Here is a 21,171-nt window from a genome sequence, read left to right as displayed (position 1 = left end):
TTGTAATTTTTCTTTCCCATGAACTATTTTTTTTCATTTTTATTGCTTGTTTTTCTATTTTCTTGCAAGAAAAAGCAAGAACAAAAACAACATACCTTTTATTATTGGAAAACCACGCTCAGCCTAGATCATCAGGAGAAAGAAGCGCTTAGCAATGCGGTTACTCCATTTTTGTACACTCGTTTTTTTGATGTAGATAAGCGGGACGGAAAATTTCAACCTGTTGCAGTTGCGATTAAAGAATCATCGTTTCAGAGTACTAAAAAGATTGTTCCGGTCATTTTTATTACCAACCGTACCTTCATTAACATAAAAAAAGATGAACTTCAATTTTTGGCAAAACAAATACATCAGTTAATTGAGAAGAAAACCAAAGATTTTCAGTTTGAAAAAAGTCCGGAAATCCAGATCGATTGCGATTGGACGGCAGGTACCAAGGACGATTATTTTTATTTTCTGAAGGAATTGGAAAAAGTTTCAAAAAAAGAAATAACCTCGACGCTAAGGTTGCATCAGGTAAGGTATAAGGAAAAAATGGGTGTACCTCCAGTTTCTAAGGTCTATCTCATGTGTTATTCTACTTCATCACCTTTAGAAAATTCTGATAAAAATTCGATTTTGGATGTAGAAATTTTGAAAAAATACCTTAGTAATGTACAAAATTATCCCATCCGAAATATGGATGTTGCGCTTCCCATTTACTCTTGGGGCATTGTGACCAATCATTTGGGAAAACATAAATTAATAAATGGATTGAATGGTAATGATTTGAAAGTTGCCGGTTTAAAAAAAATAAAAGAAAATGAAGTTTTGGTGGAAAAAGACGGGTTTTATTTTGGTTTTTACCTCAACAAAGGGTTCAGAATAAAAATTGAAGAAATTTCGGATGATCAATTGTTAGAAGTTATTGATTTTTTAGATTCTAAAATTGAAAATTTTAACCTAATTTATTACCAACTTAATTCTAAATTTGTACAAAAACACTTCAAAATATTATGAAAAAAATCTTTTTAAGCATTTCTTTAGTGGTTTTAAGCCTTCAAAACTCCAAAGCATGTTCTTGGTACGATCCGGATTATGAATATTTCAATTTATTTACCCAAAGTATAATAAAAGATCAGTCGCTCAACCCGTTTCTATTATCGTATTCCAATGCGTATTATCTTCAGAAAAACAATACTTTTCAACAAGACAATATTTTGGAATGGCAAAAGTACTTTGGGGAAAAATTGTCCTATCAAGAGGTACACGATTTGGTCTATAAAGTACCTGTTAATGAGCTTCATGACTTGAAAAACGGATTGCTAAAGAGCAGTCTTCAAAATAAATACGGTGTAGGATTTTATAACAAATACAAAGAAGGAATCGACTATCTTATCGAGGCCAAAAATCTGGAACCGTATATGAAAATTTCTTATGTAGAAAGTCCAGATTCTTTTTATTTTAGGGAAGTAACGGATGATAAAGATGCTACAAAGCTCAATTATCAAAAAACCATTTCTACACTGAAATCTTTGTATGACCAAACAAAAGACCCGAATATTAAGCTGAGATACGGTTATCAATTGGTGAGGTTCAATCATTACACCAGAAATTATGAAGAAGCAATAACGACTTTTAAAAATTGGGTAGAACCGTTGAATTTAAAAACGGCACCTTATTATTATGCTCTGAACCAATTGGCCGGAGCACAGAATGGTTTGGGAAAAACGGAAGACGCCAATTGGAATTTTTTCCAAGTTTTTGTTCATTCTAACTCGTTAAAGCCTTCTGCTTTTACATCAATGAAAATAACGCACAATTTGGATTTAGTCAATCTGGATTCTCGCTGTAAAACTCAAAAAGAAAAGGAATATTTGACTTTCATTTTAGGGTACCAAGATTTTAACAAACCTCTTCCCATGATGGAAGAACTTTACAAAATCAACCCACAATCCGAATTGTTACAGGTATTGGCAGCTAGAGGTATCAATGAATTGGAAAGGTCTTACCTCCCCATTTATTACGAGCAAAATGCTAAAAACGATCAAGGAAAAGTCCCAACAGAAAATAAAATTGAGGATAGAAAAATAAGCTTTTTCCAAAAAATTTGGAACTTTATAAAGGCTATTTTCACAGGAAATTCAACAAAAAAAAGCGAAGAACACTGGGTGAACGATGCCCATAGAATTCCTTTTTTTGAAAAAAATAATTTTCAGAACCAAGAAGAAGAAAAAGATAACAATAACCTTCCTGAGTTGATGAAATTTGTAGAAAAAACCAGTGCTAAAAATCCACAGTCCGAGTTTTGGAAAATCTCTTTGGCCTATTTGGAATTTCTAAACCGAAATTATGACAAATCCAATGAAATTCTGGAAGGTATAAAAACCAAAAACGAAATGTATGCAACAGAAATTAGCAAAATGAAAATGCTTAATGATGTTGTTTCTCAGCCTACAATTGACAAAAATTTTGAAGAAAAATTTTATAAAAAATATCAATCTTTTTTTGAAAATAAAGACAACTTCTTGCACGAAAACGGATCCGGTCCAGAAGCTGAATTGTATGGTGCCGTCTATCCAACAACCTTGGATTTTTTAAGGGACATTTTTGCCAATCGCTACTTCCTGCAAGGCGATTTGGCCAAATCGTTTTTGATGAACAATACCCTTCAAGATTTCCGATACAATCCGGATTTGCTATTGGCACAAAAGCTGGAAACCTTCTACAAAAAAACCGATAAAAATGATTTTGAGAAAAATATTATCCTAAAAAATATGGAAAATGTTGGTGATGTCGATGCCTATTTTTCTGTTGTTTATGGAGATTATGCCATGAAGGAAGGTCAATTTGCTAAAGCCAAATCCTACTATGAAAATGCGCATTCATTCGCCGCATATCCAACCTACAGAGAAAAGTATAATTTTGATACTGGAGAATATGAAAAAATCGATTCGAAGGGTAGTTACAATGGCTTCAGCAATGTTTCAGGATTAATATTTGGGCACAATGTCTGGGAAAGTTTTTCCAGTCCGGCCAATCAAACCCTGAAAGCAGAAACTTTTGTTGCTGATTTTCCAACGATAAAACCCTTCATGAATAAATTGGAAATTGCCAATACTTTAATCCAACTTCAAAAATTGGGAGAAGGCGAGGGTCGTACAGCAGCAAATGCCAACCAACTCATAGGAAATATTTTGTACAACACATCGGCATTGGGTTATTTTAGGGATGTTTTTGTGATGGACATCAACAACGGCGATGGTGGAAAGTATCGTTTTGCAGAAAAACCGTTCAACTATACCATTTATTTTAAAAATTATTCGAGCAATGTCTTTTCAGAAAGGGACGATTTTAATCTGGCACTTGGATACTACCAAAAAGCATTGGACAAATGCAAGGATAAAGAACAAAAAGCCAGAATTTTGTTCCAAATGGCAAGTGCCGAGCAAGGAAAATTTTATCAATACGATACGAGCAATCAAGTCGAAATTTCGTATGACGATCCCAATTATGATCAGAAGCAAAAAGAATATTTCAATAGAATGTCAACCATAAAAAATCAAAAATACAGATCGTATTTTACCATTTTGAAAAATGAATATCAAGATACAGAAACCTCAAAAAAACTATCAGGAAGTTGTTTGTATTACCAACATTTTTTAAGCCAATAACCCCATTTTTATCTAATTTTCATGAATTTAGAATCGTATATTCAAGGACATAGTCAAATTTCAATATCAAGCATCAGTGCAACTTTACAATTGTTGTCAGAAGATTGCACCATTCCTTTTATCGCCCGTTATCGAAAGGATAAAACCGGTAATTTGGATGAAGTTGCCATTGAAGAGATTTCAAAATTATCCAAGCAATATCTAGAAATTGATAAGAGAAAACAAAGCATTCTGAAATCCATTGACGAGCAAGGCTTTTTGACCGCAGATTTGCAACAAAAAATCGATGCTTCTTTTGATATTCAGGCTTTGGAAGACCTGTATTTGCCGTATAAAAAAAGAAAGAAAACCAAAGCCGATGCTGCCAGAGAAAAAGGATTAGAACCTTTGGCAAAAATGATCATGAGCCAGGGAAATCAATCCATTGCTTCTCTGGTAAGAAAATTTGTAACCGCTGATTTGGATGAAGATGCTGCGCTGCAAGGTGCACGGGATATTATGGCAGAATGGATTAACGAGAATATTGGAATCCGTAGAAATGCAAGAAAAATTTTTCAAAGAAAAGCAACCATCACAACCAAGGTGGTGAAAGCTAAAAAAGAGGAAGAAACGGCACAAAAATACAAGCAATATTTTGAATGGGAAGAAGTACTGAACCGAATACCATCGCACCGGTTGTTGGCAATTTTAAGAGCTGAAAATGAGGGTTTTATAAAATCATCCGTTCAGGTGGATAAAGATGAAGTATTGGACATGATGGAAAAATTCATCATAAAATCCAATACCGAATCTGCCAAACAAATAGAAATGGCCATTTCCGATTCTTACAAAAGACTTTTAGAGCCTGCCATTTCCAATGAAATTTTGCAAGAAGCCAAAGACAAAGCAGACGACAAAGCCATCGCTATTTTTGCGGAAAATTTGCAACAACTTCTTATGGCTTCGCCTTTGGGCGAAAAAAGAATTTTGGCAATAGATCCTGGATTCAGAACCGGTTGCAAGGTGGTTTGTTTGGATGAAAAAGGAGACATTCTGCACAACGAAACCATCTATCCTCATGCTCCACAAAACGAAACGACAATGGCAATGAAAAAAATAAAATCATTGGTACAGTCGTTTAAAATTCAAGCCATTTCCATCGGAAACGGTACCGCAAGTCGGGAAACCGAACATTTTATAAAAAAAATAGGATTCGATAGAGATCTGCAAGTTTTTGTGGTTTCAGAAGCCGGCGCTTCGGTTTATTCGGCAAGTAAAATTGCTAGGGACGAATTTCCAAATTATGATGTCACCGTGAGAGGTGCTGTTTCCATTGGTAGACGACTTTCGGATCCTTTGGCAGAGCTGGTAAAGATCGACCCGCAATCCATCGGTGTTGGACAGTATCAACACGATGTTAATCCAGCAAAATTAAAATTGGAACTGGAAAATACAGTGATTAGAACGGTGAATTCCGTAGGCGTCAACCTGAATACGGCCAGCAAATCCTTGCTTGCTTTTGTGTCCGGAATTGGGGAGAAAATGGCAGAAAACATCGTTAATTATCGCTCGGAAAACGGTGCTTTCAAAAGTAGAAACGACCTTAAAAAAGTACCGAGATTGGGTGAAAAAGCATTTCAGCAAGCCGCTGCTTTTATTCGGGTTAAACAATCCCAAAATCCTTTGGACGACTCGGCTGTTCATCCCGAAGCCTATAAATTGGTGGATAAAATGGCGAAATCCCTATCCCTAAAAACCGAAGAACTCATCGCCAACAAAGAGAAAATAGCTTTGCTAAAACCTGAAGATTTTATAAACGACGAAATTGGAATTCTCGGGATAAAAGACATCTTGAAAGAGCTGGAAAAACCAGGATTGGATCCCAGAAAATCGGCTAAAATTTTCCAATTTGATGCCAGAATAAAAAAAATGGACGATTTACAAATCGGCATGGTTCTGCCGGGGATCGTTAACAACATTACAGCTTTCGGTTGCTTTGTCGATTTGGGAATAAAAGAAAGCGGACTGGTTCACATTTCTCAGCTCAAAGACGGCTTTGTTTCCGATGTTTCAGAAGTGGTTAAACTCCACCAAACGGTAGAGGTAAAAGTAGTGGAAGTGGATGTGCAAAGAAAACGAATACAACTAACGATGATATTGTAGATTTCGTCTTCAATTTCTGAAAGTGTCGTATTATTTAAATTGTATGTAATGTAGTATTAATCAATATGTTAATTTGATTTTACTATCAATTATAAAATTTGTAAATTGGCACAACTTTTTTAAAAAGAATCAATAATAATAGAATAAAATTATGAAAGAAGTATTTATCGTGGCAGCTGCCAGAACACCAATGGGAAGTTTCGGAGGAAGCCTATCTACTGTACCTGCAACCAAGTTGGGAGCAACTGCTGTAAAAGGCGCTCTTGAAAAAGCAAACATCAACCCCAATGTGGTAGAAGAAATCTATATGGGAAATGTTTTGCAAGCCGGTGAAGGTCAGGCTCCTGCAAGACAAGTTGCTATTGGTGCAGGTTTATCTATTGAGACTCCTGCAACAACAGTGAATAAAGTTTGTGCATCGGGTATGAAAGCGGTTATGATGGCGTCTCAAGCCATAAAAGCTGGAGATAGAGAGGTTATCGTTGCCGGTGGTATGGAAAACATGAGCCAAGTACCTCATTATTTTGCGGCAAGAAATGCTACCAAATTGGGCGATGTTAAAATGCAAGACGGAATGGTATTGGACGGACTTACAGATGTTTATAATAAAGTACACATGGGAGTTTGTGCTGAAAAATGTGCTGCAGAATATCAACTTTCTAGAGAAGATCAAGACAACTTTGCTGTAGAATCGTATAAAAGATCTGCAAAAGCATGGAGCGAAGGAAAATTTGCCGATGAAATCGTATCTGTAGAAATTCCACAAAGAAAAGGTGAGCCTGTAATTTTTGCTGAAGATGAAGAGTACAAATCGGTTAATTTCGAAAGAATTGGTACTTTGCCAACCGTATTCCAAAGAGAGAACGGAACAGTTACCGCTGCTAATGCATCTACTTTGAATGACGGAGCTTCGGCTTTGGTATTGATGTCCAAAGAAAAAATGGAAGAATTGGGACTGAAACCATTGGCTAAAATTGTATCGTATGCCGATGCTTCTCAAGAGCCGGAATGGTTTACTACGGCACCTGCAAAAGCACTTCCAATAGCGCTTAAAAAAGCAGGCTTGGAGGTTTCTGATATCGATTTCTTCGAGTTCAACGAGGCGTTTTCTGTGGTTGGTCTTGCCAACAATAAAATCTTAGGATTGGATGCTGCAAAAGTCAATGTAAACGGTGGTGCGGTATCTCTAGGACATCCTCTAGGATCTTCAGGATCAAGAATTATTGTTACCCTAATCAATGTACTAAAGCAAAATAATGGTAAATACGGTGCTGCTGCAATCTGTAACGGTGGTGGCGGTGCAAGTGCTATCGTTATAGAAAATGTGAACTAATCCTTCTCATTTTAATTCATATCTTTAACCATCAAGAATTGATGATTTTATTATCATTTTTCTTGATGGTTTTTTTATTTTTGTTACTTAATACAAACTAAATCTATGTCGGACAAAGATCAATCAAAGGGAAATACCATCAAAAACAATCCGAAAATCATGAAAGCTTGGGCTTTTTACGATTGGGCCAATTCCGTTTATTCATTGGTAATTACCTCTACCATTTTTCCAATTTATTTTTCCATCATCACTACTTCTCACGAGAAGAAGGAATTTGTTGCAGCCACCGGAAAATGGATAGATGTCCCGGTCAGAAATCTGATTACTATTTTTGGAAAAGCCTATCAACCCGATGCCGTTTACGGATATTCACTCACCATTTCTTTTCTCATTGTGGTCTTGTTATCTCCATTTTTATCCTCTTTGGCAGACACCATTGGTAATAAAAAATCTTTTCTCCAATTTTTTGCATATTTAGGGGCAACATCGTGCATGGGACTCGCCATGTTTACCAATATGGAAAATGTTTTTCTAGGGATATTGTTCAGCATTACAGCATCTGTAGGATTTTGGGGTTCTTTGGTTTTTTACAATTCATTTCTTCCGGATATTGCCACTCGAGACCAGCAAGATGCACTTTCGGCAAAAGGCTATGTCTACGGCTATATTGGTTCTGTTATTTTGGTTGTGATCTGTTTGGTTCTGATAAAATTTTTAGCTAAAACGGATGAACAAGCACTTATCTACACCCGATTGAGCTTCCTAATCACCGGAGCTTGGTGGTTTGGATTTTCTCAATACACCTTTAAGCATTTACCCCAATTTGGGAATATTAAAGACAAACTCCCAAAAGATTTGGTTTTGTTAAATTATAAAAACATCTTCAAAAAACACGAAAATCAAGGCGGATGGTTCGAGGTGGCCAAAGACAATGTTTCATTTTATGTGGATATTGCCAAGCAGAGTTTTAAAGAACTTTTCAAGGTGGGAAATGTTTTGTTTAAAGATAGAAATCTAAAATTTTTTCTCTCCAGTTTCTTTTTTTACTCAGTTGGGATGCAAACCATTTTCCTGATGGCCACTTTGTTTGGAAAAAGTGAAATAAATATGGCTCAGGATAAATTAATTTTAACTTTATTAATCATACAAATAGAAGCCATAATTGGAGCGATTATTTTCTCTAAACTTTCTAAGAAAATTGGAAATAAAAATGTGATTTCAATCGCCATTGCTCTTTGGATTGTTGCATGCCTTTCAGCTTATTATCTGAACAAAGAAAACCCAAATGTCGAATACCAATTCTACGGAATAGCTGGAATTATAGGTTTGGTGATGGGCGGTTTGCAAGCCATATCCAGATCGACCTACTCCAAATTGCTACCGGAAGATTCCATGGACAATACCACTTATTTTAGTTTCTATGATGTGTTGGAAAAATTAGCAATTATCCTTGGGACATTCATCTTTGCTACCATGATTGAGAAGTACCATAACATGAGGTTTTCAGCACTTTCCATGTCCGTTTTTTTCGCCATTGGATTAGTCCTCATTCGATTTATCAATCTAAAGGTTTTTAAAGGAGATAAAGAAGCGTAAAGAATTTTCGAAACAATTTTTTAATTGAAAATTATGAGTACAATAGATGCAAAATATTTTAAAGAATATAGAGAAAAGTTAGGATTTACAAACCAGGGTGGAGTAAAAGCTTTTTTTGGAGCCAAAGATATTTCACCTACAGTTGATTATAATTATATCCAGTTACTAAACAGTAGATTATCTGAAATTATTAAAAAAATTAACGATTTAGTAATTGAAGAACTTAAACTAGATGAAATTGATGATTTTACATTGAACAATATAGATTTAGTTTTTCAAAAACTAAAAAATAACAACATAATAACACGATTAAACAATCAAGGAAGAAGACCGGAAGAAGTTTATTTTTCTTGGATGCGAGGATTTGTTATTTCAACTTATTTTTTAAAAGCAATTTCTAAAATTTTTGATATTGATATATCAAAAATTAAAACCATTGGAGATGATGATTTAGAAAGTATAGAAACTTTTAAAAGAACACCAAAAGCTGATTTAGAGATTTGTTTAAAAACAAAAGAAGTAATTAGAATTGAAGTTCAGTCAGGTTTCCAAGGTATAAATGACATAAAACAGCATAAAGTACAAGAGGCAAAAAGAAGTAAATTTGAAAATAATATTTCTACTTTTGTAATCCATTTTGATTTATTCAATGGACAAGTTGCTTTTGTAAAAATTGATGAGATAGAAGACAACAATGTTAATTGGATTACGAGACAGCAAATGGAAGGACAAACTGTTTTCAATATAGATCAAAATTATTTTATTTGGAAACTTACGGAAAAACCACCTATGCTAACAGAACTTTCGTTTTATTAAAATTTTTATAATGAAAAACAAAATTAAAATTATAGATTTATTTGCAGGAGTTGGAGGATTAAGTTATGGATTTGCACATGATAATGATTTTGAAATTGTTGCAGCCAATGAAATTTTGCCCAACATGGCAAGAGCGTATGAGCTAAATCACCCCTTTGTAAAAGTTTATAATAAGGATATTAAAGAATTTGGTCTTAAAGATTTAAAGAGTGATTTTGGAATTGACGAAGGAGAAATAGATATCGTTGTTGGGGGACCACCTTGTCAGGCATATTCAACGGTTGGAAAAAGAATTATTGATGATCCGAGGGGGCAATTATTTCAGGAATATTATCGAGTATTAACTGAAATAAAACCAAAATTTTTCCTTTTTGAAAATGTTAAGGGACTTTTATCCATGCAAAAAGGAGAATTACTCTCAACCATAATCTCCCTTTTCGAATCTTTAGGGTATAAGGTAAAATATAGGGTTTTAAACGCTGCCGATTATGGAGCTCCTCAAATAAGAGAACGGATTATCATCATTGGAACTTTATTAAATTCTGACTTTTATTTCCCTGAACCAACACATTTTAATAACTTGGATGGAGAACCTACTTTATTTCAAGAATTGCTACCGTATTTAACTCTAGAAGATGCAATTGGTGATTTGCCTTTTATAAAAAGTGGTGAAGAATCTTGTGAATATAAAACCATTCCGATGAATGATTTTCAAAAATTAATGAGGAGAAACGCACCAGAAAAATTAATGGATCATAATGCGCCTGTCAACAATCCAAAAATGATAGAATTGATGGAAAAACTTCCTGATGGTGGTTCTCCAAAAGATTTACCCGAAGATTTAAGACCCAAAAGTGGTTTTGCCAATACATATTGCCGACTTTGGTGGAAAAGACCAAGCACAACCATTACAAGAAATTTAAGCACACCATCTTCATCAAGATGCATTCATCCAATCGCACCAAGACCTTTAACGACAAGAGAAGGTGCAAGGTTGCAATGCTTCCCGGATGATTATATTTTTTATGGATCCAGAACAGATAAAAATTTGCAAATCGGAAATGCGGTGCCTACTTTTTTATCAAAAGCACTCAAAGAAACAATTAAAAATCATTTTGTGAATTCTGTTTACAATAAGGTTTCATTGTGTAAAGAAATTGAAGGAAAAATTTAGAAAAACTCATAATCAAATATAAAATGTCAAAAAAAGCAATATTAGCCATACTCGATGGTTGGGGTATTGGGAGCAATCCTGAAGTTTCTGCTTTAGCACAAGCCAAAACCCCCAATATGGATGGTTTTCTCAAAAACTTTCCGCATACCACATTAGAAGCCAGCGGTTTGGCCGTTGGACTTCCCGAAGGACAAATGGGAAACTCCGAAGTGGGACACATGAATCTGGGAGCCGGTAGAGTGGTGTACCAAAATTTGGTAAAACTAAATATGGCGGTGGAAAATAAAACCATTGGTAAAGAAAGAGCCATTGTAGAAGCCTTCGACTATGCCAAAAGCAATCACAAAAAAGTTCATTTCATAGGATTGGTTTCCAATGGTGGAGTACATTCTCACATCAACCACCTGAAAGGGCTTTTGTCTGCTGCAAAAGAATTTGGACTGGACGATCAGGTTTTTGTTCACGCATTTACAGACGGTAGAGACTGCGATCCGCATTCTGGAAAAGGATTTATCGAAGAACTTTTAAACCACATGAAACAAAGCACCGGAAAACTGGCTTCTGTTATCGGCAGATATTACGCCATGGATCGAGATAAGCGATGGGAAAGGGTGAAATTGGCTTACGATGCAATGGTAAATGGTGTCGGGACTTCGACCAGAGATGTTTTAGAATCCATTCAAAAATCCTATGACGATGGGATAAGTGATGAATTTCTGAAACCCATCATTTGCCTAAAAGACAACAGCCTTCGGGTTGCAAAAATTGAAAAAGAAGATGTTGTCATTTGTTTCAATTTCCGTACGGATAGAGGTCGTGAGATTACGGAAGTCCTTTCACAAAAGGATTTTGAAGATTATAGCATGAAGCATTTGCCGTTGTATTATGTTACGCTTACAAAATACGACGACACTTACAAAGATGTGCAAGTGGTTTTTGATGAAGAAATCCTAACCGAAACCTTGGGCGAAGTACTGGAGAAAAATGGTAAAACACAGATTCGAACTGCAGAAACAGAAAAATATCCTCATGTTACTTTTTTCTTTTCTGGTGGTCGAGAAGAGGTGTTTTCAGGGGAAAAAAGAATCCTTTGTCCCAGCCCTAAAGATGTTGCAACCTACGATCTAAAACCCGAAATGTCCGCATACGATATTACAGAAAAAATCTTGGTTGAATTGAAGAATGAAACTTCGGATTTTATTTGTTTAAATTTTGCCAACACCGATATGGTGGGACATACAGGTGTCTTTTCAGCAGCGGTAAAAGCCGCAGAAGTGGTGGATGAATGCATTGGAAAAGTTGCCAATACCGCTTATGAACACGGTTACACCGTTTTTATACTGGCCGATCATGGAAATTCCGATGTGATGATCAACCCCGATGGAAGCCCCAACACACAGCATTCGACCAATTTGGTACCGCTGATTGTGATGGATAAAAACAAATCGTGGACACTAACTCCCGGAAAATTAGGAGATGTGGCTCCTAGCATCCTAAAAGCAATGGATGTAGAAATACCTCCCGTGATGACAGGAAAAGTATTGATAAGCTAACATACCTTTGTCATAATAAGTAAAAAACCACTCGATTTGAGTGGTTTTTTGTTACTTTTATTCGTTAATTCCTAACAATTCTACTTCAAAAATTAATGTGGAATTTGGACCAATTTCTTTAGAAATTTGTTGGTCTCCGTAAGCCAAATGCGGTGGAATGGTAAATTTCCATTTGCTCCCCACAGACATCAGTTGCAATCCTTCAGTCCAACCGCTTATGACACGATTGAGGGGAAATGATGCCGGTTGCCCTCTTTTTACTGAAGAATCAAATACCTCACCTTTGATGGTTGTACCGTGATAGTGGCATTTTACCGTATCCGTTGCTTTGGGTTTGTCCCCTTCAGCATCCACTAAAATTTCATATTGTAAACCACTTTCAAGAGTTGTTACATTGGGATTCTCTGCGTTTTCAGCTCTAAATTTTTCACCATCGGCTAAATTTTTAGCTGTAGCTTCTTGTTTTCTTTTGAATAATAAATCGGCTATGCCCATAATTGATTTTTAAATTGCAAATATAGAATAAGTATTGAAGAATAAAAAAATCCAATGAGCCTAAGGTAGGACTCATTGGAAAATATAAAGATAGATTTGGTCAAGAAAAAATTAGAAAGTAGTATTGATCTGTAGTCCCAAACCTGTACTAGGTGGTACATATCGGCAAACACCACCGGCACAAACCAGACCTCCTCTTTGTCTTCCGTAGTTCAAACTTATACGGGTACTTCCTTGTCTATAAGTTGCTCCCACATTGTAAAAATGGATTTTGAAAAGATCGGTAGGATTGATCAGATGTTCGTTAGGATCAAAACCGTAATTGTACATGTCCGATACGAAAAGCGACCAGTTGTTGTTGTGTACATATTCCAATGATCCTCCGAGCCAATTTTTTCTGTCGGCATTGGCCCACATGTGTTCTAAGGAAGCCGTAATGGATCTTGAGTTGGCAAAAGAAAAAGTAGCTTCAGAGAATAGAGTGGTGGCATTAACAATCGACTTTTGGAAAATTCCTCTTACATATTGGTCGTTGTAATGTTGGTTGATTACGGAGATGTTACCTCTAATTGTTGGGCTTAATTTTTTTGAAATTTCAACTGAAAATTCTCTAAAATAATTTTGATCAGCACCTAAAAATTTTGATGTAAAACTTGGTGAATAGTCTCCATTGGCATTAAAATAGGAATAATTGGCTGCCAGATTGTAAAGAGTTGCAAAGTTGGCGGCAATTTTTGTTCCGTATTTTCCACCCAGTTCAGTTCCTTTTTTGAATTCGTAGAACATATCAATCTGTCCACCTATTTCACCAAACTTTTGAATTTTTTCATCAAACTGCATGGCGATCATATTTTGCGTTTGGTACACATAAATATTGGCAAGACTGGAATGATGTTGTTTGGTTAATGAAGGGACATAATTCATGATTTTGTCGTTGTAATTCAAGCTGGAATTTTCAGGAGAATAAACTTCAGGCTTTCTTTCGGAAAGAAAAAGCATGTTTTCAATTCTTCTAATGGTTGCATCCACCCCAAAACCTCTTTCGGCATAACCCAAATTTAGTAAATAGGCAGAGCCATTTTTCACCCAGTCGTAATTGATTTTCCCGGCATTGATAACCACATCAGGTGATTTATAATCGTGTTCAAAATTGGCATAAAAACTATTTTTCTCGACACCAATTCTGTTAGAAATTACAAAAGTATTTTTGTTGAAACCGGAAACACCTTGTGGGATGTTTTCACTTCTGTTCACGACAGATCCGCCGTAGTTAAGGTTCCACTCGGAATGTGGAAATAACAATTTAGACAATCCTAACTCCGCATTGAAGCCATAAATATCGCTATTGGCAACATCAAAACCGGTTCTTTGTTTTCCGTATAAAGCGGTGAACGCTAGGCTTTCGGTTGGTGTATATTTAATACGACCACCACGAAGTGCATTGTTAATTCCTAAAGATCGGTCTTCCCAAGATCTTAAAGCCAGTCCACTACCAAATTGTTCATAAAAATAACCGGCAGTAATGTCCCACTGATCATCCTTATAATTCGCATAATAGGTGGCTACATTGGTTTTGGTGTATTTAGGATTGTAATTGAGCAGGGCTTCATTGACATAAGCTTCAGCTTGTATTCCTGCAGAAAACTTACCGTAAGTGGCATTTAGAGAAAGATAATTGTTGGATCTTAAAGGGATAGGATCGTGTTTTATCTGTCTTTTGACATCGTTGGTATACCACTGACCGTTACTTTCGAAATTTCCGGAAATGTTAAATTTGTTTTGAATAGAATCATTCTCTTGAGCTTGAAATGCTGCTGTAACCAATACAGAAGCGAGTATAACTAATTTTTTCACCTAGAGTTTTTCGATTTTGTTGAACAATTCCTCTTCACCACCAGGAGTGTGCCCACTTTGTGTTAGTAACACCTCACCATTCTTTACCACCATTAGATAAGGAACATTAACAATGCCCAATTTTCTTTTAAATTCTTGGTTGCCATCGTACAATACCGGGAAAGTCCAGCCTTTACCACTTACCATAGGTTTTACTCTTTTTATGGTTCTGGCATCATCAATGGTTACTGCAACAAATTCCATATTTTTTTTAGATTTCCAAGTATCGTATAGATCGTTTACCGTATCCAATTCTTGTAAACAAGGCGCGCACCAAGTAGCCCAAAAAGAAAAGACATAGATTTTGTCTTTTTCTTGAAAGTTTTCAGTACTAGAAACGGTAACTCCTTCAAAGTTTTTTAACGAAACATTCGGTACTTTTTTCTGACCGAAAATAGACATCCCTACAAAAAGTGATGCAGCTAATAATATTTTTCTCATTTATACTAAAATTTTACTTATTTTTTATTTTTTTTAAATTTTCCTTTGCAAATCTAAAAAAATATTTTTTATTTTGCATCTAATCTTTAATAAAAGTGTACTATGTTTAAAAAAATTATTCCAACGCTAGCTTTAACAGCAGCAGTACTAATGTCTTGTGGTGGCAGTAGTGAAGATTCAACTCCAGCGCCAACGCCAGCACCACCATCTTCAGGTGGAACTACAACTGGGAAATTCACCAAAAATGTTCTAATTGAAGACTATACCGGTACATGGTGTGGTTACTGTCCAAGAGTTGCACATGCAATCGATCAAGTTATGGCTCAAAGCATTAAAGCTGTTCCTGTAGCCATTCATAGAGGAAATGATCCCTATAATTTCCCTGCAGCAGCTGCATTAGAAGCTCAAATTGGTTTGACCGGTTATCCAACAGCAATGTTGAACAGAAAAACAACTTGGAATTCTCCTGAGCCTAGTTATGTAAATCAAGTAAAGAATCTAACAGGTACAGATGCTAATCTTGGTATTGCTTTGAAACCAACGATTAGTAATGGGACTATTAATTTAGATGTAAAAGTTAAATTTGCGGCTGATATGTCAGGATCTAAATTAGTGGTTTATCTACTTGAGAATAATTTGACATATAACCAAACGAATTATACTTCATATTACGGTGGAGCATCAACTCTTGCTGGTTTTGAGCATGATAATGTCTTAAGAGCTACATTAACAGATATAATGGGCGAATCGATGAATGGAACAACAACTAGTGGAACAACTTGGACTAAAACTTTTAGCCAACCCATTCCAGCAAATGTTAGCAATACATCCAATATTTCTGTAGTTGCATTTGTAATGGATTACAATGGAAAAGTTGTAAATGTAAGAAAAGCAAATCTTAATGAAGATCAATCTTTTGAGGTAACTCCTTAATCAAGATTTCTTTATTAAAATCACTAAAGTTACTCCGAAAGGGGTAACTTTTTTTATATATTTGAAAAAAAACTATTGTGAATATTCATAATTTAGAAAAGAACATCAGTTCAGCAAAATTAAAATCGGCTGATAAAGTAATACTTAGAGAGGTAGAAGAAGAAAAAAACAATCGATTTATAGCCTTTGCAGATGAAGGAGATGTATCTTTCGATATTGTAATAGAGATTGATAGTAATGGGGATTTGGTGGATAACAATTGCGATTGTGGAAATAACGGATTTTGCTTGCATGAAATTGCGTTGCTAAAAAATGTGTCCGCATTAAAATCTACAACTCCCAAAAAACGAAAGACGAAAACCAAAGTATTAAGCAGTACCGAAATACTGTTGAATACCTTGCCGGAGAATGAAATTAGGGCTTGGTTGCTAAATTATTTAGAAAAAAATAAAGAAGCACAACTTGCTTTTACTTTGGAATTTGATACTCAGAAGAAAGAATTTACTGTTGCTGATGTCGAAAAAATCTTGGTAAGCACCATACAATCCGTAATTGGGAAAAGAAAATCTGCCTCGGCAGCTGAAAATAAGAAAATAACGGATCTATTAAATAAATCTTTTGAGCCCGTTATCGAATTTTTAAAGCAAAATGTACATACAATATTACCCTACGAATTTTTTAATGCAACAGCATACAAACTCATTTTTTATAGCAACCAACTCTATGATTCGAGCACAAGGTACAAGAAATTTTTAAAAGAATTTATAGATAAAATTGTCATACAATTCAACCAAATCCAAAATATTGAAATATGGAAAAAAATTGCTGTAGAGTATTGGGATACATTCATTAATGCTAAAAACCTCTATTTTTTCAATCGTGATTTTGTTGTTTCCACCTATGTATATGCAAATGACGAACAAAAAAACATTATCGCAGAACATTGTATTGGATACATAAAAAAATGGATTAAAAATAATACTGCTTTTTCGGTTGATTTTAATTCGATTTTATTAAAAATAGTAGCAGATACCAATCGTTTTGAGGAAGTTAAAGATTTTTTCAAACCCTTGAAATTTGAAAATGAATATAACATTATTCTTTTGAACGAATTGTCCAAAATTGATCCTTATGAATCGCTCCTGTATTGCCATGCAATTATCCAAAATAATTATTATGAAGAATACAATGAGCCTTATTATCAAATAATTGATGGTATTTTAGCAAAAATTCCGGAGGATAAATATCAAATGGCTCTCTATAAATTGCTAAAATTAGAACGAGGTTTTAGAAATTTTGAAGATTATGATTTTATTAAAAATAATTTGAAGGATAAAAATGTATTAAATAATCTTGAGAAAACCCTATTAAAACATCTAAATTATAAAATATTTAAAAAACAAAACGAAGCCGATTTGTTATTCAAAATACTGTTGGATAAGAACGATTATGCAACCATGTTGGCTTCGGTAGATGTCTTTATCCCGGCCGTATCCATACTGCCTCATCTGTTAGTTTTGTACAATTTTAATCATGATAAATTAATCATAAAACTGAAAAAAAGATTGCTAGATGTTTTTGAAGATTATAACGAGTATGAAATACAATTGTTGGATTGGATGATAAAAAATTATGACAAATCGTATTTTGCGGACTTAAAAAGGAAAACAAATTTTAGAAATAAAAAAAATGAAATTACTTTTTTGGAAAAATTTGTATAATAAAAAGGTTGCTTTGGTAGAGCAACCTTTTACTTTTTTATCCTTTCAAAAATTCGTCTATTCGACTTGCCGGTCTTCCTATAATGGCTTTGTCGCCTTTTATAATGATGGGTCTTTGTAGAAGTGAAGGGTGTTTTGCAAGCATTTCTATAAGTTCATCTGCATTCAAATTTTTATCTGCAAATTCGGTTTGGTACAAAACTTCATTATCTCTGATAATGTCGTGCACGGGGAGATCTAGTTTTTTCAGGAGATCTTTTAATTCATCAACATTCAGAGGATCTTCAATAAAATTTCTTATGTTGCAGGTTGTCTCGGTGTCTTCCAAATGCTGAACCGCTGCTCTGGATTTGGAACACGATACATTATGAAGGATCTTTATCATTCTTTTCTCTTTTTTTTAGTTCGGATAAAATCTCTTGTTGTAATTTTTTGTTTTCATTAGAATTTTTAAGCATCTTCACCATCCAATAAATGATGCCCAAAATTGGTAATAGATAGATGAAAAGAAAAGCAATGTGGAATGCTGAGAAGCCTCCTGGAAGTGCTAATAAAAAGTTCATAAAATATGTTTTTAGGTGTTTTATTTTAAAATAAGCCGTTCAATTCTGCTTCAATTCTTTCCAAAATATAACCGAAATCTTCGGGTTTTTCTACAAAATCCAGATCATCTACCTCAATAACCAAAAGCTTACCTTCTGTATAATTGCTGATCCATTTTTCGTATTTTTGGTTCAACTTGGATAGGTACTCTATAGAAATGGAGGCTTCGTATTCCCTGCCTCTTTTGTAGATTTTTTTTACCAAATTGGGTACATCAGACTTTAGGTAAATCAACAAATCCGGAGCCGAAACAAAGGATTTCATAAGGTTGAAAACCGATGAATAATTGTTGAAATCCCTCTCTGAAAGCAAATCCATGTCGAAGAGATTTTCTGCAAAAATATGGGCATCTTCGTAGATGGTCCTGTCCTGAATAATATTTTTACCACTTTCACGGATCTCTTTTACCTGTCGAAAACGGCTTCCCAGGAAGTATATTTGAAGTGCAAAACTCCACTGACTCATGTCGGCATAAAAATCTTCCAAATACGGGTTGTGATCGACATCTTCAAACTGAGCGTCCCAACCGTAATGTTTGGATAGCATGGTGGTAAGTGTGGTTTTTCCGGCTCCAATATTCCCGGTTACAGCAATGTGCATAGTGATTGGGTTAAGATTTAATTAAGAGGGTAAAGATAAATTTTGTTTTTTTGAATTACAAAAATTCCTTGATTATTTTTTGCCAAAAGATCTGATTTTTCATTCCCAAAAATAGATTTTGGTTTTGATAGATTTTCACTTTCAAAAATTTCATTTTTACAAATAATGATAATTTTATTGTTTTCTCGTCGTAATTTTCTACCTTGTTTTATCGGGGTTTGTAAAAGTTTTTTACCCTTAAAATCATAAATTTCAAAAGACTGTTCTCTCAAAACATGCAGCTTTTGATCATAAACCAAAATATTTTTGATTTCTATAAAAGACAAATTGATGGGGTAGGAGTTAATGGTTTTGTCCTCACGAAAAAGGTATTGCACCAGTCGGTTATTGCTTTCGTCTAAGAGCCAAGCTTGTTGCAAATCTTCGACATAAGCGGAAACAATAAAACCGAATGTTTGTCCTAAATCTATTTTTTGTATTTCTGTAAAATGGGCATCAACAAATTTTATGGATTGTGCATTTTGTGAAAAAAGCGGGATGCTCAACGGGTTGTCAACATCCTGTATTTGGTAAGGTTGTGTCATCATGATGCGTCCCATTTCTTTCCCAATCGAGTCGTATTTTGTCCAAGAAAAATTCTTTTTATTGTAGAGGTAGATGTTGCTGTAATCGTCAACTAGCGCATCGTCTATTTGTTGGTCGGTTGCCAGATCTGGAAGCCAAGGTTTCTGGGCAGTTGCAATCGTATGAAAGCATAAAAAAATAAAGATTAAGATTCTCATGGTCGTTGTTTTTGCAAAATAAAAAAAGCGTTCAAATAAGAATGAACGCTTTGTAAAAGTACAAAATATTATTAATGCCCGTTTAAAATTTTATTTCAGTTCGATTTCATAAATCGTTGACCAATTTTTACCCGTTACCAACATGTTATTTCCTTTGAAGGCAATGCCGTTCAGGACATCGTCATTTCCTTTTTGATTTTTTTTGGCAATTTCCGTTAGGTCTATTTTGCCTACCACTTCACCGGTTTTAGGATTAATTTTTAAGATGATGGGTTTTTGCCAAACATTGCTGTATAAATATCCGTTGTGGTACTCCAATTCGTTTAGCTGATCATAGACTTGGTTGCTACCGGCCACAGAAATGGTTTTAATAACCTTGCTGGGATCTTTGGGATTTAAGAAATAAATGTTTTTGGTTCCGTCTGAAAGCAAAAGATCTTTTCCGTCAAAAGTTAAGCCCCAGCCTTCGCCAATCATGTTTGGATAGGCAAATTCGCTTTCCAATTTAAGATCGGATTTGTTGTAGATAAAACCTTTTTTATTTTGCCAAGTCAGCTGATACACTTTGTCACCCACCAAGGCTGCGCCTTCGGAAAAAATTTCCTGACTTTGCGGTGTGTGTGCAATGGGTGTAGTACTGCCCAATTCGTATTTCAAGATCTGAGAAGTTCCGTTTTGTCCATCGCTTTCGTAGATGGTGTTTCCGTCCAACTGAAAACCTTGTACAAAATTGGCCGGATTGTGAGGATATTCTTTGACAAGGGTATAATTGATGTTTGCTTCAGGATTTTTAGCAAAAACATTTATGGTGGCATCTTGCGATAGGGTTTCTCCATTTTTTGTTTTGATGACAAAGCTTACGGCATTGTCTCCCAAAGTGAAGAATTGAGGGTCTATCGTAAGATTTTCAACTTCCTTATCGCCAAAGCTTATGGCAATGGATTCTGCATTTTCGGTAACCTCTTTTGGCAACGAAATTTTATCCCCAAAATGATAGCCTTTGGTCTGCATATCCATATTGTATTCACTAAGTGTACTTAGTATTTTTTCATCTTTATTACAAGAACTTAGCAGTAACATTCCTACAAACGGTAGGATCAGTCTTTTCTTCATTTTTTTCCGATTAGTTTTCAAAAATAATTAATTTCATTGAATTAAGAATGCATACAAACAAATATTATTCCGCTATTTTCGGTATTCAGAGCCTGATTAATTTCTATCGAACTATTTATTATTAATCATACTTGTAGTTTTTATCCACCTTTTTGTGTTTCTTTCAGCGTATTTTCTATTATTACTTTTGTTTTAGCTGGTGGATTCAAGTTATAAATGCAACATCACAGTTTTCATTCAATTTTTGAGCGAAAATTTCATTGGGCGTTTTAAAACCAAATCTTTTTCGTGGTCTGTTGTTTAAAATATTTATTACCCTTTCA

The 21,171-nt window shown here is 34.9% G+C and carries 18 protein-coding genes and 1 pseudogene; 10 read left to right on the top strand and 9 right to left on the bottom strand.

Annotated features, from left to right (window positions below; all coding sequences use genetic code 11):
- The first annotated feature begins 18 nt into the window (after positions 1-18).
- From EIY84_RS10500 to gpmI, 8 genes are all read left to right on the top strand, one after another.
- The gene (locus EIY84_RS10500) at positions 19-999 is read left to right on the top strand and encodes a hypothetical protein (RefSeq protein ID WP_124642964.1); all 981 of its coding nucleotides are present in this window, start codon (positions 19-21) and stop codon (positions 997-999) included.
- A complete protein-coding gene (locus tag EIY84_RS10495; RefSeq protein WP_124642962.1) occupies positions 996-3,653 on the top strand; it encodes a hypothetical protein in 2,658 nt (885 codons plus the stop codon). The genes EIY84_RS10500 and EIY84_RS10495 overlap by 4 nt, the downstream gene beginning before the upstream one ends.
- A 21-nt stretch (positions 3,654-3,674) precedes the next feature.
- The gene (locus EIY84_RS10490; RefSeq protein ID WP_124642960.1) at positions 3,675-5,795 is read left to right on the top strand and encodes a Tex family protein; all 2,121 of its coding nucleotides are present in this window, start codon (positions 3,675-3,677) and stop codon (positions 5,793-5,795) included.
- Positions 5,796-5,946: 151 nt separating this feature from the next.
- Complete coding sequence (locus EIY84_RS10485; protein WP_124642958.1) at positions 5,947-7,128, top strand: acetyl-CoA C-acyltransferase; 1,182 nt, start codon at positions 5,947-5,949, stop codon at positions 7,126-7,128.
- 105 nt (positions 7,129-7,233) lie between these two features.
- Entirely contained in the window at positions 7,234-8,724 is a 1,491-nt protein-coding gene (locus EIY84_RS10480; RefSeq protein WP_124642956.1) for an MFS transporter, read from the top strand.
- Positions 8,725-8,757: 33 nt separating this feature from the next.
- Positions 8,758-9,540, top strand: coding sequence for a restriction endonuclease (locus EIY84_RS10475; protein WP_124642954.1), 783 nt, complete (start codon positions 8,758-8,760; stop codon positions 9,538-9,540).
- 10 nt (positions 9,541-9,550) lie between these two features.
- Positions 9,551-10,714, top strand: a complete 1,164-nt coding sequence (locus EIY84_RS10470) for a DNA cytosine methyltransferase (RefSeq protein ID WP_124642952.1) — start codon at positions 9,551-9,553, stop codon at positions 10,712-10,714.
- Between the two features lie 23 nt (positions 10,715-10,737).
- The gene (gene gpmI, locus EIY84_RS10465; RefSeq protein WP_124642950.1) at positions 10,738-12,267 is read left to right on the top strand and encodes a 2,3-bisphosphoglycerate-independent phosphoglycerate mutase; all 1,530 of its coding nucleotides are present in this window, start codon (positions 10,738-10,740) and stop codon (positions 12,265-12,267) included.
- Positions 12,268-12,324: 57 nt separating this feature from the next.
- Here gpmI and EIY84_RS10460 read toward each other — a convergent pair whose 3' ends face one another.
- The 3 genes from EIY84_RS10460 to EIY84_RS10450 form a co-directional block, all read right to left on the bottom strand.
- Positions 12,325-12,762: an FKBP-type peptidyl-prolyl cis-trans isomerase gene (locus EIY84_RS10460; RefSeq protein WP_124642948.1), complete on the bottom strand. Its 438-nt coding sequence runs from the start codon at positions 12,760-12,762 to the stop codon at positions 12,325-12,327.
- Positions 12,763-12,873: 111 nt separating this feature from the next.
- The gene (locus EIY84_RS10455; protein ID WP_124642946.1) at positions 12,874-14,616 is read right to left on the bottom strand and encodes a DUF6029 family protein; all 1,743 of its coding nucleotides are present in this window, start codon (positions 14,614-14,616) and stop codon (positions 12,874-12,876) included.
- Entirely contained in the window at positions 14,617-15,096 is a 480-nt protein-coding gene (locus tag EIY84_RS10450) for a TlpA family protein disulfide reductase (RefSeq protein WP_124642944.1), read from the bottom strand.
- A gap of 102 nt (positions 15,097-15,198) precedes the next feature.
- Between EIY84_RS10450 and EIY84_RS10445 the strand changes: the two genes are divergently transcribed.
- Positions 15,199-16,029 carry an Omp28-related outer membrane protein gene (locus tag EIY84_RS10445; RefSeq protein ID WP_124642942.1) on the top strand — a complete coding sequence of 277 codons (831 nt, stop codon included), beginning with the start codon at positions 15,199-15,201 and terminating at the stop codon, positions 16,027-16,029.
- 77 nt (positions 16,030-16,106) lie between these two features.
- Positions 16,107-17,750: a hypothetical protein gene (locus EIY84_RS10440; RefSeq protein ID WP_124642940.1), complete on the top strand. Its 1,644-nt coding sequence runs from the start codon at positions 16,107-16,109 to the stop codon at positions 17,748-17,750.
- Between the two features lie 37 nt (positions 17,751-17,787).
- On the opposite strand, the gene EIY84_RS10435 is transcribed toward EIY84_RS10440, so the two are convergent.
- From EIY84_RS10435 to EIY84_RS12025, 6 genes and pseudogenes are all read right to left on the bottom strand, one after another.
- Positions 17,788-18,135 (bottom strand): ArsC/Spx/MgsR family protein, encoded by a 348-nt coding sequence (locus EIY84_RS10435; protein ID WP_124642938.1) that lies wholly within the window; start codon positions 18,133-18,135, stop codon positions 17,788-17,790.
- On the bottom strand, positions 18,116-18,313 hold the full coding sequence (locus tag EIY84_RS10430) for a hypothetical protein (protein ID WP_124642936.1): 198 nt from the start codon (positions 18,311-18,313) through the stop codon (positions 18,116-18,118). Before EIY84_RS10430 ends, EIY84_RS10435 begins: the two co-directional genes overlap by 20 nt.
- 25 nt (positions 18,314-18,338) lie before the next feature.
- A complete protein-coding gene (locus EIY84_RS10425) occupies positions 18,339-18,953 on the bottom strand; it encodes a deoxynucleoside kinase (RefSeq protein ID WP_124642934.1) in 615 nt (204 codons plus the stop codon).
- Between the two features lie 17 nt (positions 18,954-18,970).
- A complete protein-coding gene (locus EIY84_RS10420; RefSeq protein WP_124642932.1) occupies positions 18,971-19,735 on the bottom strand; it encodes a hypothetical protein in 765 nt (254 codons plus the stop codon).
- A gap of 90 nt (positions 19,736-19,825) precedes the next feature.
- Positions 19,826-20,848: a glutaminyl-peptide cyclotransferase gene (locus EIY84_RS10415; RefSeq protein ID WP_124642930.1), complete on the bottom strand. Its 1,023-nt coding sequence runs from the start codon at positions 20,846-20,848 to the stop codon at positions 19,826-19,828.
- 205 nt (positions 20,849-21,053) lie between these two features.
- Positions 21,054-21,171 (bottom strand): annotated as a pseudogene (locus EIY84_RS12025) (IS30 family transposase); the annotation flags it as partial.

Source organism: Amniculibacterium aquaticum (genome assembly GCF_003852705.1).
In the GTDB taxonomy this organism is placed as follows: domain Bacteria; phylum Bacteroidota; class Bacteroidia; order Flavobacteriales; family Weeksellaceae; genus Amniculibacterium; species Amniculibacterium aquaticum.
This window is presented reverse-complemented; position numbering and strand designations above follow the sequence as displayed.

What these genes read in the sequence shown, in the direction of transcription:
- EIY84_RS10500 (WP_124642964.1), top strand. Translation starts at nt 19, where the DNA reads ATGAACTATTTTTTTTCATTTTTATTGCTTGTTTTTCTATTTTCTTGC.
- EIY84_RS10495 (WP_124642962.1), top strand. Translation starts at nt 996, where the DNA reads ATGAAAAAAATCTTTTTAAGCATTTCTTTAGTGGTTTTAAGCCTTCAA.
- EIY84_RS10490 (WP_124642960.1), top strand. Translation starts at nt 3,675, where the DNA reads ATGAATTTAGAATCGTATATTCAAGGACATAGTCAAATTTCAATATCA.
- EIY84_RS10485 (WP_124642958.1), top strand. Translation starts at nt 5,947, where the DNA reads ATGAAAGAAGTATTTATCGTGGCAGCTGCCAGAACACCAATGGGAAGT.
- EIY84_RS10480 (WP_124642956.1), top strand. Translation starts at nt 7,234, where the DNA reads ATGTCGGACAAAGATCAATCAAAGGGAAATACCATCAAAAACAATCCG.
- EIY84_RS10475 (WP_124642954.1), top strand. Translation starts at nt 8,758, where the DNA reads ATGAGTACAATAGATGCAAAATATTTTAAAGAATATAGAGAAAAGTTA.
- EIY84_RS10470 (WP_124642952.1), top strand. Translation starts at nt 9,551, where the DNA reads ATGAAAAACAAAATTAAAATTATAGATTTATTTGCAGGAGTTGGAGGA.
- gpmI (WP_124642950.1), top strand. Translation starts at nt 10,738, where the DNA reads ATGTCAAAAAAAGCAATATTAGCCATACTCGATGGTTGGGGTATTGGG.
- EIY84_RS10460 (WP_124642948.1), bottom strand. Translation starts at nt 12,762, where the DNA reads ATGGGCATAGCCGATTTATTATTCAAAAGAAAACAAGAAGCTACAGCT.
- EIY84_RS10450 (WP_124642944.1), bottom strand. Translation starts at nt 15,096, where the DNA reads ATGAGAAAAATATTATTAGCTGCATCACTTTTTGTAGGGATGTCTATT.
- EIY84_RS10445 (WP_124642942.1), top strand. Translation starts at nt 15,199, where the DNA reads ATGTTTAAAAAAATTATTCCAACGCTAGCTTTAACAGCAGCAGTACTA.
- EIY84_RS10435 (WP_124642938.1), bottom strand. Translation starts at nt 18,135, where the DNA reads ATGATAAAGATCCTTCATAATGTATCGTGTTCCAAATCCAGAGCAGCG.
- EIY84_RS10430 (WP_124642936.1), bottom strand. Translation starts at nt 18,313, where the DNA reads ATGAACTTTTTATTAGCACTTCCAGGAGGCTTCTCAGCATTCCACATT.
- EIY84_RS10425 (WP_124642934.1), bottom strand. Translation starts at nt 18,953, where the DNA reads ATGCACATTGCTGTAACCGGGAATATTGGAGCCGGAAAAACCACACTT.
- EIY84_RS10420 (WP_124642932.1), bottom strand. Translation starts at nt 19,735, where the DNA reads ATGAGAATCTTAATCTTTATTTTTTTATGCTTTCATACGATTGCAACT.
- EIY84_RS10415 (WP_124642930.1), bottom strand. Translation starts at nt 20,848, where the DNA reads ATGAAGAAAAGACTGATCCTACCGTTTGTAGGAATGTTACTGCTAAGT.